Source organism: Enterobacter sp. 186315 (genome assembly GCF_053290175.1).
Window position 1 is genome coordinate 72,939 of sequence record NZ_JBPTTK010000010.1, and the last position, 14,437, is coordinate 87,375.

The 14,437-nt window shown below is 57.3% G+C and carries 11 protein-coding genes; all 11 read right to left on the reverse strand.

Going from position 1 to position 14,437, the window contains the following annotated elements:
• Positions 1-36 precede the first annotated feature (36 nt).
• Complete coding sequence (locus ACSVHP_RS13480) at positions 37-1,071, reverse strand: oxidoreductase (protein ID WP_447552158.1); 1,035 nt, start codon at positions 1,069-1,071, stop codon at positions 37-39.
• A gap of 60 nt (positions 1,072-1,131) precedes the next feature.
• Positions 1,132-2,673, reverse strand: coding sequence for a peptide MFS transporter (locus ACSVHP_RS13485; RefSeq protein WP_234671261.1), 1,542 nt, complete (start codon positions 2,671-2,673; stop codon positions 1,132-1,134).
• Between the two features lie 299 nt (positions 2,674-2,972).
• Positions 2,973-4,448 (reverse strand): ribosome biogenesis GTPase Der, encoded by a 1,476-nt coding sequence (gene der / locus ACSVHP_RS13490; RefSeq protein WP_417315914.1) that lies wholly within the window; start codon positions 4,446-4,448, stop codon positions 2,973-2,975.
• 112 nt (positions 4,449-4,560) lie between these two features.
• Positions 4,561-5,739 (reverse strand): outer membrane protein assembly factor BamB, encoded by a 1,179-nt coding sequence (gene bamB, locus ACSVHP_RS13495; protein WP_234671285.1) that lies wholly within the window; start codon positions 5,737-5,739, stop codon positions 4,561-4,563.
• Positions 5,740-5,749: 10 nt separating this feature from the next.
• Positions 5,750-6,370, reverse strand: coding sequence for a YfgM family protein (locus ACSVHP_RS13500; protein ID WP_417315912.1), 621 nt, complete (start codon positions 6,368-6,370; stop codon positions 5,750-5,752).
• Between the two features lie 13 nt (positions 6,371-6,383).
• Complete coding sequence (hisS, locus tag ACSVHP_RS13505) at positions 6,384-7,658, reverse strand: histidine--tRNA ligase (RefSeq protein ID WP_447552159.1); 1,275 nt, start codon at positions 7,656-7,658, stop codon at positions 6,384-6,386.
• Positions 7,659-7,738: 80 nt separating this feature from the next.
• The gene (gene ispG, locus ACSVHP_RS13510; RefSeq protein WP_234671291.1) at positions 7,739-8,857 is read right to left on the reverse strand and encodes a flavodoxin-dependent (E)-4-hydroxy-3-methylbut-2-enyl-diphosphate synthase; all 1,119 of its coding nucleotides are present in this window, start codon (positions 8,855-8,857) and stop codon (positions 7,739-7,741) included.
• 26 nt (positions 8,858-8,883) lie between these two features.
• Positions 8,884-9,897, reverse strand: coding sequence for a cytoskeleton protein RodZ (gene rodZ / locus ACSVHP_RS13515; protein ID WP_234671293.1), 1,014 nt, complete (start codon positions 9,895-9,897; stop codon positions 8,884-8,886).
• 290 nt (positions 9,898-10,187) lie between these two features.
• The gene (locus tag ACSVHP_RS13520; protein WP_234671296.1) at positions 10,188-11,354 is read right to left on the reverse strand and encodes a bifunctional tRNA (adenosine(37)-C2)-methyltransferase TrmG/ribosomal RNA large subunit methyltransferase RlmN; all 1,167 of its coding nucleotides are present in this window, start codon (positions 11,352-11,354) and stop codon (positions 10,188-10,190) included.
• A gap of 169 nt (positions 11,355-11,523) precedes the next feature.
• Entirely contained in the window at positions 11,524-11,955 is a 432-nt protein-coding gene (gene ndk, locus ACSVHP_RS13525) for a nucleoside-diphosphate kinase (protein WP_003860625.1), read from the reverse strand.
• Positions 11,956-12,111: 156 nt separating this feature from the next.
• Positions 12,112-14,436, reverse strand: a complete 2,325-nt coding sequence (pbpC, locus tag ACSVHP_RS13530) for a peptidoglycan glycosyltransferase PbpC (RefSeq protein ID WP_447552160.1) — start codon at positions 14,434-14,436, stop codon at positions 12,112-12,114.
• Position 14,437 lies beyond the last annotated feature (1 nt).

Below are 14,437 nucleotides of genomic sequence, written 5' to 3' on the forward strand. Positions count from 1 at the left end.
TCATATTGATAACCTGATCATTTTACCACGATGCGTTCAGTGTGGCCCGCGCAGCCGTTGCTGCAATGACAGCAAGAGCTCAACCTCTTCAAGCCTGCGCCGCGTCGTGCGCGGCACCTCCTGCGGGCAGCGAATAAACAGGCTCTGCTCCCCAAGGATCTGCTCTGCCAGACAGCGCTCATAAAGCGTGCCGGGAATGCGCCACTGCTGGACGCTGTCGCCGTGAACAGACTCCAGCACGTCCTCAGACCCGCGACGGTCGTGGCTAACGATGCGCCCGTCGCGCAGAATGATGCGCAGCCCCTTTTGCCCGCCGGATGGCCCGGCATATTTGTTGAGCCAGATATCCACCGGCACGCCGCCGACCTGCCCCTGAAGATGCGCTTCGCCCTCGGCGGTGGTGACATCGCCCTTACTGATTGTCTTGCCCAGGCGGTCTTTCGCCTTCATCACCTGTAAATCCATATCGCTGCCGCCGCCGAGCGCGTGCACCGTTTCGCGGATCATCGCCAGAACGTGCGTGCCGATATCCAGAATTACCCCGTCAGGGTGGCGAAGCGTGCGGGTGTCCGGCTCCCCGGTGGCGAAGTTAAGCGCGACGGGCTCGCCCGCGTCGTTAAACCCGCTTGGCTCCTGAAGAAACCCTTCTATTTTCACTACGTCAGCCAGGCGCTCGATCAGACCCAGCCGGACGATATCGGTGCGCGTCATCCAGTGGTCGAGCGCCAGTACGCGACTTGCCGCGTCAGGCGTTGCCAGCAGCGTTTTGAGCGTAGCGATTTGCGACAGCGTGGCGACAACGGGCTTTTCAACCACAATGCGCGGAACAGGTGAGGCGAGCGCCAGCTCAAGCACCTCAAGATGGTTTAGCGAAGCGGTGGTGATAAACAGCGTATCGAGAGGATGGCTAAGAAGCGCGGCCAGCGAAGAACAGCGGGTCACGTCATCAGGCTGCCTGTTGGGCTGAACGTCAAACCCCGGACAGGGAAGCGAAGAGTTAAAACGGTTTCGTAACGCCGGGAGATACGCCGTTTCGACCACGGCGCCCAGACCCACAAATCCTGACAGCATGTGTTTTCCTCGTTGAAGATTGCCGGGGCATGACGTCTGCCCCGGCAAAGCGAGGGGTTATCAGGCGTTAGCGGCCGGTTTGGTCTGCGCATTTTCCAGCATGCGACGCACCGGAACAATGAGCACAATCAGTACCGCAGCACAAATCAGCAGCGCCACGGAGCAGCGGGCAAAGAGATCCGGCAGCATATCCAGCTGATCGGCCTTCACGTGACCGCCAATCAGGCCCGCCGCCAGGTTGCCGAGCGCACTGGCGCAGAACCACAGGCCCATCATCTGCCCGCGCATTCTTTCCGGCGCCAGCAGCGTCATGGTCGCCAGACCAATCGGGCTCAGGCACAGCTCGCCCAGCGTCAGCATCAGGATACTGCCCACCAGCCAGAACGGCGACACGCCCGCCCCGCCGTTAGCCAGCACGTTCTGCGCCGCCAGCATCATCAGGCCAAAGCCGCCCGCCGCGCACAGAATGCCGATAACGAACTTGGTAATGCTGCTCGGACGAATATTCATGCTCGCCAGCTTCGGCCACGCCCAGCTGAAGACCGGCGCCAGCAGAATGATAAACAGCGCGTTAATCGACTGGAACCACACCGCCGGGATCTCGAAATCCCCAATCATGCGGTTAGTGTAGTCGTTGGCAAACAGGTTAAACGAGGTCGGCTTTTGTTCGAACGCCGACCAGAAGAAGGCGGCGGACACCAGCAGGATAAAGCAGACCAGCAGTCTGGCGCGCTCTTTACGGTTAAGACCGGCAAAGACAAACAGGTAGATAAAATAGAGCGCCACGGAGGCCGCAATCACGTACACCAGCACGCTGGCGACCGCAACCGGGTTAATCACAATCACGCCCTGGGAAATCAGCGTCACGAGCACCGCCACGCCAACGGCCAGCGCAAGCAGCCAGGCACCCACGCCGTTGCGCTTCACCACCGGGCTGTTCCAGGTAGAATCCAGGCCCACTTCGCTGTCGTAACGTTTCATCGACGGCACGGCAAACACGCGGAAGATCACCAGCGCCACCAGCATCCCGATACCGCCGATGCCAAAGCCCCAGTGCCAGCCGTGGGTTTTAATCAGCCAGCCGGAGATCAGCGGCGCAATAAACGACCCCATGTTGATGCCCATGTAAAACAGCGAGAAGCCGCCGTCGCGGCGGGTATCGCCCTTTTTATACAGGGTGCCCACCATCACCGAGATACAGGTTTTGAACAGGCCAGAGCCGAGGACGATAAACATAAGGCCGATAAAGAACAGGTCGTTGCCCATCACCGCGGAGAGGGCGATCGACAGGTGGCCCAGCGCGATCAGGATCGAACCGTACCACACGGCTTTTTGCTGACCGAGCCAGTTGTCCGCCAGCCAGCCGCCCGGCAGCGCGGCCAGATACATGGCACCGGCAAAAATCCCCACGATGGCGGACGCATTTTCCCGCGCCAGGCCCATGCCGCCGTCATAAACGGTGGCAGCCATAAACAGGATCAATAACGGTCGAATACCGTAAAACGAGAAACGTTCCCACATTTCGGTGAAGAACAGGGACCCGAGCGGATAAGGGTGGCCGAAGAAAGTCCGGCTTTCTTTTTGATTAACAGAGGATTGCATAATTCTCCCGAAAAGGTATGTCGTCGTGCTTGTAAGCACCGCAAACACGCCGACCAGTTATATATCTGGTCGATTTTTTGTCGGCGGCGAAGTGTTATTTAACCATTTGATAACCTGAGGCCAGTTTTGTCTAGTACCAACCCCAGGTGTTTAAGATGAAAGTTCGACAATCATCTTATTTCTCAGATTTATAATTGGCTAGTCGCGAATAGTGATTGACATCACACACAGAAACATACGACAGGTACAGGCGAAAAAAAACCCGCGAATTACCGCGGGTTTATTCAGATCAGCAATGCTTATTTGCTTTTCTTGATGTGCTTGATCAGACGCTTGCGCTTACGCATCTGGTTCGGGGTCAGGGTGTTGCGCTTGTTAGCAAACGGGTTCTCCCCTTCTTTGAACTGAATGCGGATCGGCGTGCCCATTACGTCCAGTGATTTACGGAAGTAATTCATCAGATAGCGTTTGTAGGAATCCGGCAGATCTTTCACCTGGTTACCGTGGATCACCACGATAGGCGGGTTATAACCACCGGCGTGGGCATATTTCAGCTTCACGCGACGGCCACGCACCAGCGGCGGCTGATGGTCTTCTGCGGCCATGTTCATAATGCGGGTCAGCATCGCGGTGCTCTGACGACGGGTAGAGCTGTCGTAGGCTTCACGCACGGATTCAAACAGATTACCCACGCCGCTGCCGTGCAGGGCAGAGATAAAGTGAACGCGGGCGAAGTCGATAAAGCCAAGGCGGAAGTCCAGCGTCTCTTTCACCTGCTCGCGAACTTCGTTGCTCAGGCCGTCCCACTTGTTGACGACGATAACCAGTGAGCGTCCGCTATTGAGGATAAAGCCCAGCAGCGAGAGATCCTGATCCGAAATACCCTCGCGCGCGTCGATAACCAGCAGCACCACGTTGGCGTCTTCAATCGCCTGCAAGGTTTTAATGACGGAGAATTTCTCCACCACATCGGTGATTTTCCCGCGCTTACGCACGCCCGCGGTGTCGATGAGCACATACTCACGTTCATCGCGCTGCATAGGGATGTAGATACTGTCGCGGGTGGTGCCAGGCATGTCGTAAACGACCACGCGGTCTTCACCCAGAATGCGGTTAGTAAGCGTAGACTTACCGACGTTTGGACGGCCCACGATTGCCAGCTTGATTGGCAGGTCCTGCGGGTTAAAGTCGTCTTCAGGCTCTTCTTCCGCGCCCTCTTCACCCGCTTCGAACTGCGCCCAGTATTCGGCGTCTTCGTCCACTTCTTCCGGCGGGTTAACTTCATCAACCCACGGTAGCAGAACGGTTTCGAGCAGGCTGGTTACGCCGCGACCGTGCGAAGCGGCGATTGGGTAGATCTCACCCAGCCCTAAGGACCAGAAATCAGCGACCGCCTGATCGGCGTCAATACCGTCAGTTTTGTTCGCGACCAGGAAGGTCGGTTTTTCACGCGAGCGCAGATGCTTAGCGATAGCGGAATCCGCTGGCATCAGGCCTGCACGGGCATCAACCATAAACAGAACTACGTCCGCCTCTTCGATTGCCAGCAGAGACTGTTCCGCCATACGGGTTTCAACGCCGTCTTCTGTGCCGTCGATACCGCCGGTATCAACACAGATAAACTCGCGACCTTCCACTTCTGCACGACCGTACTTACGGTCACGCGTCAGCCCCGGGAAATCCGCAACCAGCGCATCACGGGTGCGTGTTAAACGGTTAAAAAGAGTGGATTTTCCAACGTTAGGGCGCCCGACAAGCGCGACCACAGGTACCATGTTTGAAGCCTCATAAAATTCAAAATAACGTCGCTTTTGCGGCGTTTTTAAAAATGTCAAAACGGCCCCTGAGTGAACAGGAGCCGTTTAGTATACTACAACCGCCGTGTAATTAACGCGTGATCGCGTACAGCGTGCCGTCTTTTGCCTGAATCAGCAGTTTGCCATCGGCCACAACCGGCTCGGTCAGGAAGCCAGAGCTGTCGACTTTCTGCTGTGCCACGAAGCGACCGGTTTCAGGATCGATCCAGTGCATGTAGCCTTCGCTGTCGCCCACCACCAGGCTGCCGTTATACAGTACCGGCGCGGTCAGCAGACGGTGCAGCAAGTCGCTTTGCGTCCACAGAGTGACGCCGCCATCGGTGTTCAGCGCCAGCAGACGGTCGTTCTGATCAACCATGTAGATACGGTTGCCATCAACAACGAAATCGTTCACTGAGCCCAGCTCGCGTTTCCACATAATCTGGCCGCTGCGCAGATCCAGCGCGGTCAGGTTGCCGTTGTAAGCCAGCGCGTAAACCACGTTATCAACGATAACCGGCGTGGTGTCCACGTCGCTCAGACGGTCGATTTCAGTTGAACCGGTCGCCTGGGAGATACGCTGCTGCCAAATCATCTGGCCCTGCTGCATCAGTACCGCGCTCACGCGACCGTTGTCACCGCCAACGATAGCCGCACCAAACGCAGTGGCAGGTGCAGACTCGCCGCGCAGAGACAGGGCTGGCATGTCGAGGTTAACCGTCCATTTTACCAGACCGTCCGCTTCGTTCAGCGCCTGAAGCTGGCCGTTGCTGGTGTGGATCAGCACCAGGCCGTCGCTGACTACCGGACGCGACAGGGATTCGCCCGCCACGGTGGTTTGCCATGCAATTGAACCGTCGCTGGCGTTCAGCGCGTAAACCTGCGCTTTTTCACTGCCCACGTACACATGACCGCCGGAAACCGTCAGGCCGCCGGAGAGCAGTGCAGATTTACGGGAGAACCAGCCGTCTTTTTCCGCCAGGTTAACCGACCAAACTTCTTTGCCATCATCGGCGTTAACCGCTTTAACCGTGCCTTTGCGGTCAGCCGCATAGACAACGCTGTCAGCATAAGCCGGATGCAGGTTGGAATAGAAATCACCAATACCCCCGCCCACGGACGTGTCCCAGGCGGTTGATGGGGTGAACTGGTTTTCAACCGTCGGCAGCGGGGACATTTTTACAACATCTTCTTCGCCACTGAACAGTGAACAGCCACTCAATAACGTAACGGAAAGCAGTCCTGGCAGAAGTAATTTACGCAATTGCATCGGGTCCCTCTCAGACGGACAAATTATTTATTTTCATCTGCATCATTTCGCTCAGCGCAGGTGAAGCTTTGCTGTCTACGCCAGCTTGCCACGCTTTACGCGCGCCCTCTTTGTCGCCTTTGCTGAGCAGCGCTTCACCGCGCAGATCGGCAACGATGGCGGCAAAGCCTTCGCCTTTGATGGTATCGAGCGTTTTCAGCGCATCATCCGCTTTCTTCTGCTGAACCTGGATACGTGCCAGACGCAGATTGATGACCGCTTTCAGGTTCTCATCGCTTGCCGCGGCAAGGCCCTGTGAAAGCTGTGCTGCCGCTTTATCCAGCTCGTTTTTATCAACGAACTGCTGGGCGACTTCCAGCGCAGCCAGCGCGCCGTAAGTATTTTTGTTGTCAGCAGCAAATTTCTCTGCCGCCGCCAGGGTTTGCGGCTGATCGGCACGGATAGCGCTGACGGTATTTTCATACGCCAGAGAGGATCCGCGTGCGGAATCCATCTGATGGCTGTTCCAGTAACGCCAGCCCGCTAATGCGCCAATACCTAAAATCACCCCAACAGCCAGGGCTTTGCCGTTTTCAGCAAAGAAGCGCTTAATGGCGTCAACCTGGTCGTTTTCGTTCTCGTACATTTCCACGCAGTCTTTCTCCTTAGCCCAATAGAGTGCGCAAGTGCGCCGCAACGCCGTCCTGCGTTACCGTAGTTTGCTCACCCGAGCGCAGGTCTTTGACAACCACTTCGCCGTTAGCCACTTCGGACTCACCCAGTACCAGTGCGATACTTGCGCCCCACTTATCGGCACGAGCAAACTGTTTCTTAAAGTTGCCGCCGCCGTGGTTGGTCATCAGCTTAACGCCCGGCAGTTCATCACGAACGCGTTCGGCAAGCTGCATCGCCGCAGACTGCGTATCCGCACCTGAAGCCACCAGGTATATATCGACAACGGAATCTGCTTTAAATTCCGGATTAACTGCCTGAACCAGTAAAACAAGTCGCTCAAGGCCCATCGCGAAGCCGACACCAGGGGCGGTGCGACCGCCGAGCTGCTCAACCAGACCGTCGTAACGACCGCCCGCGCAGACCGTCCCCTGGGAACCCAGGCTGGACGTCACCCACTCGAACACGGTGCGGTTGTAGTAGTCCAGACCGCGCACCAGGCGTTGGTTGACGGTATAGGCAATGCCTGCGGCTTCCAGCAGCTTGCACACGCCCGCGAAATGCTCGCGAGACTCGTCGTCAAGGTAATCACCCAGCGCAGGGGCGTCGTTTAACAGCGCCTGCACGTCAGGATTTTTGGAATCCAGCACGCGCAGCGGGTTGCTGTACATACGGCGTTTGCAGTCTTCGTCCAGCTTATCTTTATGCTGTTCCAGGAACGCCACCAGCGCATCGCGGTAGTTTGCACGCGCTTCAAGAGAACCGATGGAGTTCAGCTCCAGAGAAACGTGCTCAGAAATACCCAGCGCGCGCCACCAGCGAGCGGTCAGCATAATCAGCTCAGCGTCGATATCCGGACCGTTCAGGCCGAAAACTTCCACACCCAGCTGGTTGAACTGGCGGTAACGCCCTTTCTGCGGACGTTCGTGGCGGAACATCGGGCCGATATACCACAGGCGCTGCTCCTGATTGTACAGAAGACCATGTTCGATGCCGGCGCGTACGCAGCCCGCCGTACCTTCCGGACGCAGGGTCAGGCTATCGCCGTTGCGGTCCTCAAAGGTATACATCTCTTTTTCAACCACGTCGGTCACTTCGCCGATCGCGCGTTTGAATAACGGGGTCTGCTCTACAATCGGCAAACGGATTTCGCTGTAACCGTAGCTGCCGAGCACCTGCTTCAGCGTGCCTTCAATGCGCTGCCAGATGGCGGTTTCGCCCGGCAGATAATCGTTCATGCCGCGGATGGCTTGAATGTTTTTTGCCACGTTTATTCTCTTTCTATATACAAAAAAAACCCAAAGAATGGGTTCAATCATACATGGGAAGCGTCACGCTTCCCATCACGTTATTTTTCAACCTGCTGGATGCTGATGCGCTGCGCTTCATCCATCATCGTGGCTTTGGCGCGAATGCGGGCTTCGAGCTGGTCGATCATGTCACTATTATCCAGACGATCTTTACGAACGCCATCTTCATAGAGACCACTTTTCTTGTTTCCGCCCGTCACGCCAAGCGTTGACACCAGCGCCTCACCGGGACCGTTCACCACGCAGCCGATAATGGACACGTCCATTGGCGTGATAATGTCTTCCAGACGCTGCTCGAGGGCATTTACCGTGCCGATCACGTCAAACTCCTGACGCGAACAGGTTGGGCAGGCAATAAAGTTGATCCCACGCGCGCGGATGCGCAGCGACTTTAAAATATCGAAACCGACTTTGATCTCTTCTACCGGATCCGCCGCCAGAGACACGCGCAGCGTATCGCCGATTCCCTCTGAAAGCAGCAGCCCCAGCCCGATCGCCGACTTAACGGAGCCGCTACGCAGGCCGCCCGCTTCGGTGATCCCGAGGTGCAGAGGCTGCTCGATCTGTTTAGCCAGCAGGCGATAGGACTCCACCGCCAGGAACACGTCGGAGGCTTTTACGCTGACTTTGAACTGATCGAAGTTAAGACGATCCAGATGATCCACGTGACGCATGGCGGATTCGAGCAGCGCCTGAGGCGTTGGCTCACCGTATTTTTCCTGGAGATCTTTTTCCAGGGAACCGGCGTTGACGCCGATGCGGATAGGAATATTTTTGTCGCGCGCGCAGTCCACTACCATGCGGATACGCTCTTCGTTACCGATGTTGCCCGGGTTTATGCGCAGGCAATCTACGCCGTACTCGGCGACTTTAAGGGCAATGCGATAGTCGAAGTGGATGTCGGCAACCAGCGGAACGCTGACCTGCTGTTTGATCAGCTTAAACGCCTCAGCAGCATCCATCGTAGGAACGGAAACGCGGACAATGTCCGCGCCTACGCGTTCTAATGCTTTGATTTGATTGACCGTTGCTTCCACGTCCGTGGTGCGCGTGTTGGTCATCGACTGGACGGCGATAGGTGCCCCATCGCCAATCGGCACATTCCCAACGTAAATCCGTTTTGATTTTCTACGTTGAATCGGAGCCTGGTTATGCATGAAAAATCTCCCGCGGTGCCCGTCTGTTACTGTGCTGCTGATTGTTCGGCATTAACGGTAAGACGCGCAACCTGGTTAGTTCTGATAAAGCGGCTCAGATCGACAGGTTTTCCTTGATACTGGATCTGTACCGCTGCCGGAGCGCCAATTTTAAGCTTGTAAGGTGCCTGACCCGTGAGGTTTAACGTGCCATCTTTACGCTGTAAGCCGCTGAACAGTTTTTTACCGGTCGCATCGCTAACTTCTAACCAGCAATCTGCGGTGAAGTTCATCACCAGCGCGTTCGGATCGGCGGCGGTATTGGCTACGCCAGCCTGATCGGTTGGCAGCGGCTGCGTGGTGCTGTCCGCTGGTGCGGTTGAAGCAGGTGCGTTCGCCGCGGTGTCTACGTTCGCCTGAGAAGGGGAAACCACGGCGTTGTTCTGGGATGCCGCTGGCGCGGTAGCGTCGGTAGCAGGCGCTTGTGCCTGAGCGGTATCCGTTGCTGGCGCATCGGTCGTCGCCTGCGGTTCGCTGGACGCCGACGCGGTGTCGGTATTCAGCGGCACGCTCTGGGAATTATCGCTACCGGCGTTGTTCAGCTCGGCGGAGGATTGATCGGCCATGGTGGTGATCTCTTCCTGCTGCGCTTTGTGGTTCTGCCACCACCATGCGCCCGTCAGACCGACGACCACAAACAGCACCAGCCAGGTGAAGCTCATCAGCCAGCCATCACGTTTTTTACGACGTTTACCCAGGGAGAAGGTCTGCATCGGTGCGACTTTCGCAGCACGGACCGGCGCCTGTTTCTCCATCATAGGCAGTAATTCGTCTTCGGGAATGTGCACCAGTTTTGCGTAAGAGCGGATATAACCACGCAGAAATGTTGAAGCCAGATCGGCAGGCGCCTTATCTTCTTCAATATCGCGAACCGTGGAAACCTTCAGGCACAAGCGTTCTGCAACGGCTTGCTGGCTGAGTCCGAGTTGTTCACGGGCGTTGCGAAGACGAACGCCAGTGGAGAGTGCTTCATTTTGGTCGTGAGTGGCTTCAGTATTCATTCGCTACAACTACTGGTACGTGAAAATAAGGGTTCAGGTGCCGGTGAGTCACAATGCCACCCGCACCGCGAAACTTCTGGTCAGTTAGCCAGGAACAGAGAGTATAAGGCTGTCAGCCCAGAGATGACAGTGCCGCCCTGCCGCATAGCTAAACTGTTGTTACGACGTTACATACTGCCCGAAAGTCGTATGAAACGCACCGTAATTATTAATCAATCATTCTGAATATGACTGATTATTCAGTAAGATTATGCTTCACGGCGCAGAAATGCGCCGTGAGTGCATGATTATCAAACAGCTTTCACCGCAATGGTCTCGCCCTGCATACGTTTACGCAGCGTTCGCTTGGTACGGTCGATAACGTCACCGGCCAGCTGCCCACACGCGGCATCAATATCATCACCACGGGTTTTACGCACGATGGTGGTGAAACCGTACTCCATCAGCACCTTGGAGAAACGATCGATTCGGCTATTCGAGCTGCGGCCATACGGCGCGCCCGGGAACGGGTTCCACGGGATCAGGTTGATCTTGCACGGCGTATCTTTCAGCAGTTCCGCCAGCTCGTGCGCGTGCTCGGTGCCGTCGTTGACGTGATCGAGCATCACGTATTCGATCGTGACTCGGCCCTGGTTCGCATTGGATTTCTCCAGGTAGCGACGCACGCCCGCGAGGAAGGTTTCGATATTGTACTTTTTGTTAATAGGCACAATTTCGTCACGAATAGTATCGTTTGGCGCGTGCAGGGAGATAGCCAGCGCAACGTCAATCATGTCGCCGAGCTTATCCAGCGCAGGGACAACGCCCGAGGTGGACAGCGTGACGCGGCGTTTGGACAGACCAAAACCGAAGTCGTCCAGCATGATTTCCATTGCAGGGACAACGTTGGTCAGGTTCAGCAGAGGTTCGCCCATGCCCATCATCACCACGTTGGTGATAGGACGGGTGCCCGTCACTTTCGCGGCACCGACGATTTTCGCCGCACGCCACACCTGGCCGATAATTTCGGACACGCGCAGGTTACGGTTAAAGCCCTGCTGTGCGGTAGAGCAGAATTTACACTCCAGCGCACAGCCGACCTGAGAAGAGACGCACAGCGTGGCGCGGTCATCTTCAGGAATATAAACGGTCTCAACGCGCTGATCGCCCACGGCAATCGCCCATTTAATGGTGCCATCGGAAGAGCGTTGTTCTTCTACCACTTCCGGCGCGCGGATTTCAGCCACTTCCTTGAGCTTATTGCGCAGCACTTTATTGATGTCAGTCATGTCATCAAAGTTGTCGCTGCAATAGTGGTACATCCATTTCATGACCTGGTCGGCACGAAACGGCTTCTCGCCCATCTCTTTGAAGAATTCGCGCATCTGCTGACGGTTCAGATCCAGCAGGTTGATTTTTCCATTTTTATTTGGAACCGCAGGAATGGCGACTTCGGAGGTGTTAACTAGTTCAGACATAATATTTTCCGGCCTCGTTGTTACACGTTATGGCCCGTGGAGGGTTGAAAAGAAACGCCCCGGTAAGCAGTCTGCTCGTCCGGGGCGTTGCATTGTACAAAGTCTGGTGCAGGGATGCCACGTTTGCGCGCGGCATTTACGAAAATAATGTGTAAACGAAACCGTTAAATTAACGGGTACGTGGACACACTTCGCCTTCTGCGAAGAAGAAAGCGATTTCGCGCGCAGCGGATTCTACAGAGTCGGAACCGTGGGTGCCGTTCTCGGTGAAGCTGTCAGCGTAATCGGCACGCAGGGTACCGGCCAGCGCGTTGTCCGGGTTGGTTGCGCCCAGCAGATCGCGGTGACGCTGAACGGCGTTTTCGCCTTCCAGCACGGACACCACGATTGGGCCAGAGGTCATGAACTCAACCAGGCCATCAAAGAACGGGCGACCTTCGTGCTCAGCATAGAAACCGCGAGCCTGCTCAACGGTCAGGTGCAGCATTTTGGTGCCAACGATTTTGAACCCTGCTGATTCAAAGCGAGCAAAGATGCTGCCAATAACGTTTTTTGCCACCGCGTTTGGTTTGATGATGGAAAAAGTACGTTCAATAGCCATGATTACCTCTGTGATCTGTTCTGTTGTTTTGCATACCGGAGTATGGTGTGGCGCGGATTATAATGAGCAATGGCGCCATTGCCTACGGATCTAAGTAACATTTTTTTAAAATAAGACGAGTATTAGCAACAGGTCACGCTAAACGCGTCCGTTTCGTTACTGAAGCGTAAAGTTCACCGTTGCCACCTGACCCGCCTCATCCATTACCAGTAGCTGATATTCACCAGACTTATCAAGCTCTAAAGTGTAACCTCTTCCCTTCACGTCCAGCGGTTCACCGTTTAAAAACCACCATCGCCCGGTACTCGTGCCGCTGGCCTGCAACGGCAACGCCACCTTCGCCTCGCCCGGAAGACGTTTAATGACTGCCCCTTCCCGCACGCCGGAGAGGATCAGCGGCGCGGGCGGATCCTGCGTGATGGGCGGGCAGACCGTCGACGACGGCGGAACTCTTGCCGAACGTCGCTCCGCCGCTGGCAGCCAGGGTTCGAGCGGCAGCGGCCAGACGTCAATGACCTTTTCCGCTGCCCCCGGACAATCCGCCGCCACGCGTTTACCCTCTTTATCGAGCCAGACCGGGAAACGAATGCCGCGAATGCCCTCCTGCTCCGGCAGCAGCAGCGTAGGCGGCTCGCTGCCGTCCAGCAGCCAGGTGGCCAGACGGCGGCGACAGTTTTCGCTGCCCTCAGGAAGCGACTGCCCGCCCGGCCAGCAAATCACGCCACGGCCTACCGATGCCGGGCGCGGATCGCGCGGCAAGCGGGCTTCATCAACCGAGGTACGCGACTGAAGCATGTTATTGACCTGATTGAGCAGCGGAACCGCGCTGGCAAACCCAAACTGGCCGGCAACCGGCGTGCCGTCCGGGCGGCCGGTCCAGATCCCAATCAGATAACGCGCGTTCAGCCCCACCGCCCAGGCGTCACGATAGCCGTAGCTGGTGCCGGTTTTCCACGCGAGCGGCGCAACCTGCGGCAGCACGTTATCCGGCAGCGGCTGCGCCTGGTTGCCCAAAATACGGCGGATGATCCACGCCGCGCCCGGCGACAGCAATGGCCGCTCCACCAGCGGATCGCCGGGCTGAAGGCGCAGCTTCGCGGCTTTACCTTTACGGGCAAACGCGCTGTAAGCCGCCGTGATGTCCGCCAGCCGCGCCCCTGCTCCACCCAGGATCAGCGACAGGTTAGGCTGCGCCCCCGCCGGGAGGATCAGCGGCAGCCCGGCATTGCTCAGCATTCCCGCAAACCGCTTTGGCCCGTAGGCTTCAAGCACCTGCACCGCGGGAAGATTCAACGAGCGCACCAGCGCGTCGCTCATGCTCACCGGCCCGTGAAAGCCGCTGTCAAAGTTACCGGGACGATAATCCCCGGTTCGTCGCGGCACGTCCTGAAGCAGCGAGGCGGGATGGATCAGCCCGTCGTCCAGCGCCATGCCGTAGACGAACGGCTTCAAAACCGATCCGGGCGATCGCACCGCGTTGACCATATCCACATGGCTAAATCGGGTGGCGTCGTTGATGTCCACCGATCCCACCCAGCCGCGCACCTTCATACTGGTATGATCGACAACGATCATCGCTAGCGAGCTACGCTCCGGCAGGCGCGCTTTCCAGTTCAGCGCCAGCTCTTCCAGCTGGCGTTGCAATGAGGCGTCGAGGGTGGTGATAATTTTGTTGTCGCGACTTTTACCCAGCATCATGCGCGCAAAAAGCGGCGCCAGCTGCGGCATCTGTCGGGGAGCCAGCCATACCGCTTCCTGACGCGACTCTTTCACCTGCTGCGCCGACCAGACGCCCTGCGTCACCATTCTGTCGAGCACTTTGTTGCGCGCCGCTTCCGCCCTCTCCGGCCATCGGTCCGGACGCAACCGGCTGGGCGCCTGCGGCAGCACCGCCAGCAGCGCCGCTTCGGAATAGCTCAGCTGCGAAGGCGGTTTACCGAGATAGGTCCAGCTCGCGGCACCGACGCCCTGCAACGTGCCGCCAAACGGCGCGCGGTTGAGGTACAGCGTCAGAATGTCGCGTTTAGAGAGGTGCCACTCCAGCTGTATCGCCCGCCAGAGCTGGCGAATTTTGCCGCCAAAGGTGCGCGGATGCGGGTCGAGCAGACGCGCCACCTGCATGGTGAGCGTGCTCCCGCCGGAGACCACTTTTCCCGAGCTCAGATCCTGCCAGGCCGCGCGCAGCACCGAGAAGGGATTGACGCCGGGGTGCGTCCAGAACCAGCGGTCTTCATACTGGATCAGGGCTTCGAGGTAGCGAGGAGAAACCTCTTCAATAGTGACCGGGTAGCGCCAGATCCCGTCGCTGTCGGCAAATCGCCACAGCGGCGTTCCCTGTTCATCCACCACCACGCGCGCGGGATTGACCTCTTTGAGCGGCAGCGGCCACAGGCGATCGGCGGCGATAACCAGCCCCCATAAAACGAGAAGCGCTCCCGCCAGCCGAAGCCAGCGGGAGCGTGTCAGACGGGCTATGCGCATT

Excerpts from the sequence above, each read along its gene's own strand:
- pbpC (WP_447552160.1), bottom strand. The coding sequence starts at position 14,436 with ATGCGCATAGCCCGTCTGACACGCTCCCGCTGGCTTCGGCTGGCGGGA.
- rodZ (WP_234671293.1), bottom strand. The coding sequence starts at position 9,897 with ATGAATACTGAAGCCACTCACGACCAAAATGAAGCACTCTCCACTGGC.
- ACSVHP_RS13520 (WP_234671296.1), bottom strand. The coding sequence starts at position 11,354 with ATGTCTGAACTAGTTAACACCTCCGAAGTCGCCATTCCTGCGGTTCCA.
- ACSVHP_RS13485 (WP_234671261.1), bottom strand. The coding sequence starts at position 2,673 with ATGCAATCCTCTGTTAATCAAAAAGAAAGCCGGACTTTCTTCGGCCAC.
- bamB (WP_234671285.1), bottom strand. The coding sequence starts at position 5,739 with ATGCAATTGCGTAAATTACTTCTGCCAGGACTGCTTTCCGTTACGTTA.
- ndk (WP_003860625.1), bottom strand. The coding sequence starts at position 11,955 with ATGGCTATTGAACGTACTTTTTCCATCATCAAACCAAACGCGGTGGCA.
- ACSVHP_RS13480 (WP_447552158.1), bottom strand. The coding sequence starts at position 1,071 with ATGCTGTCAGGATTTGTGGGTCTGGGCGCCGTGGTCGAAACGGCGTAT.
- der (WP_417315914.1), bottom strand. The coding sequence starts at position 4,448 with ATGGTACCTGTGGTCGCGCTTGTCGGGCGCCCTAACGTTGGAAAATCC.
- ispG (WP_234671291.1), bottom strand. The coding sequence starts at position 8,857 with ATGCATAACCAGGCTCCGATTCAACGTAGAAAATCAAAACGGATTTAC.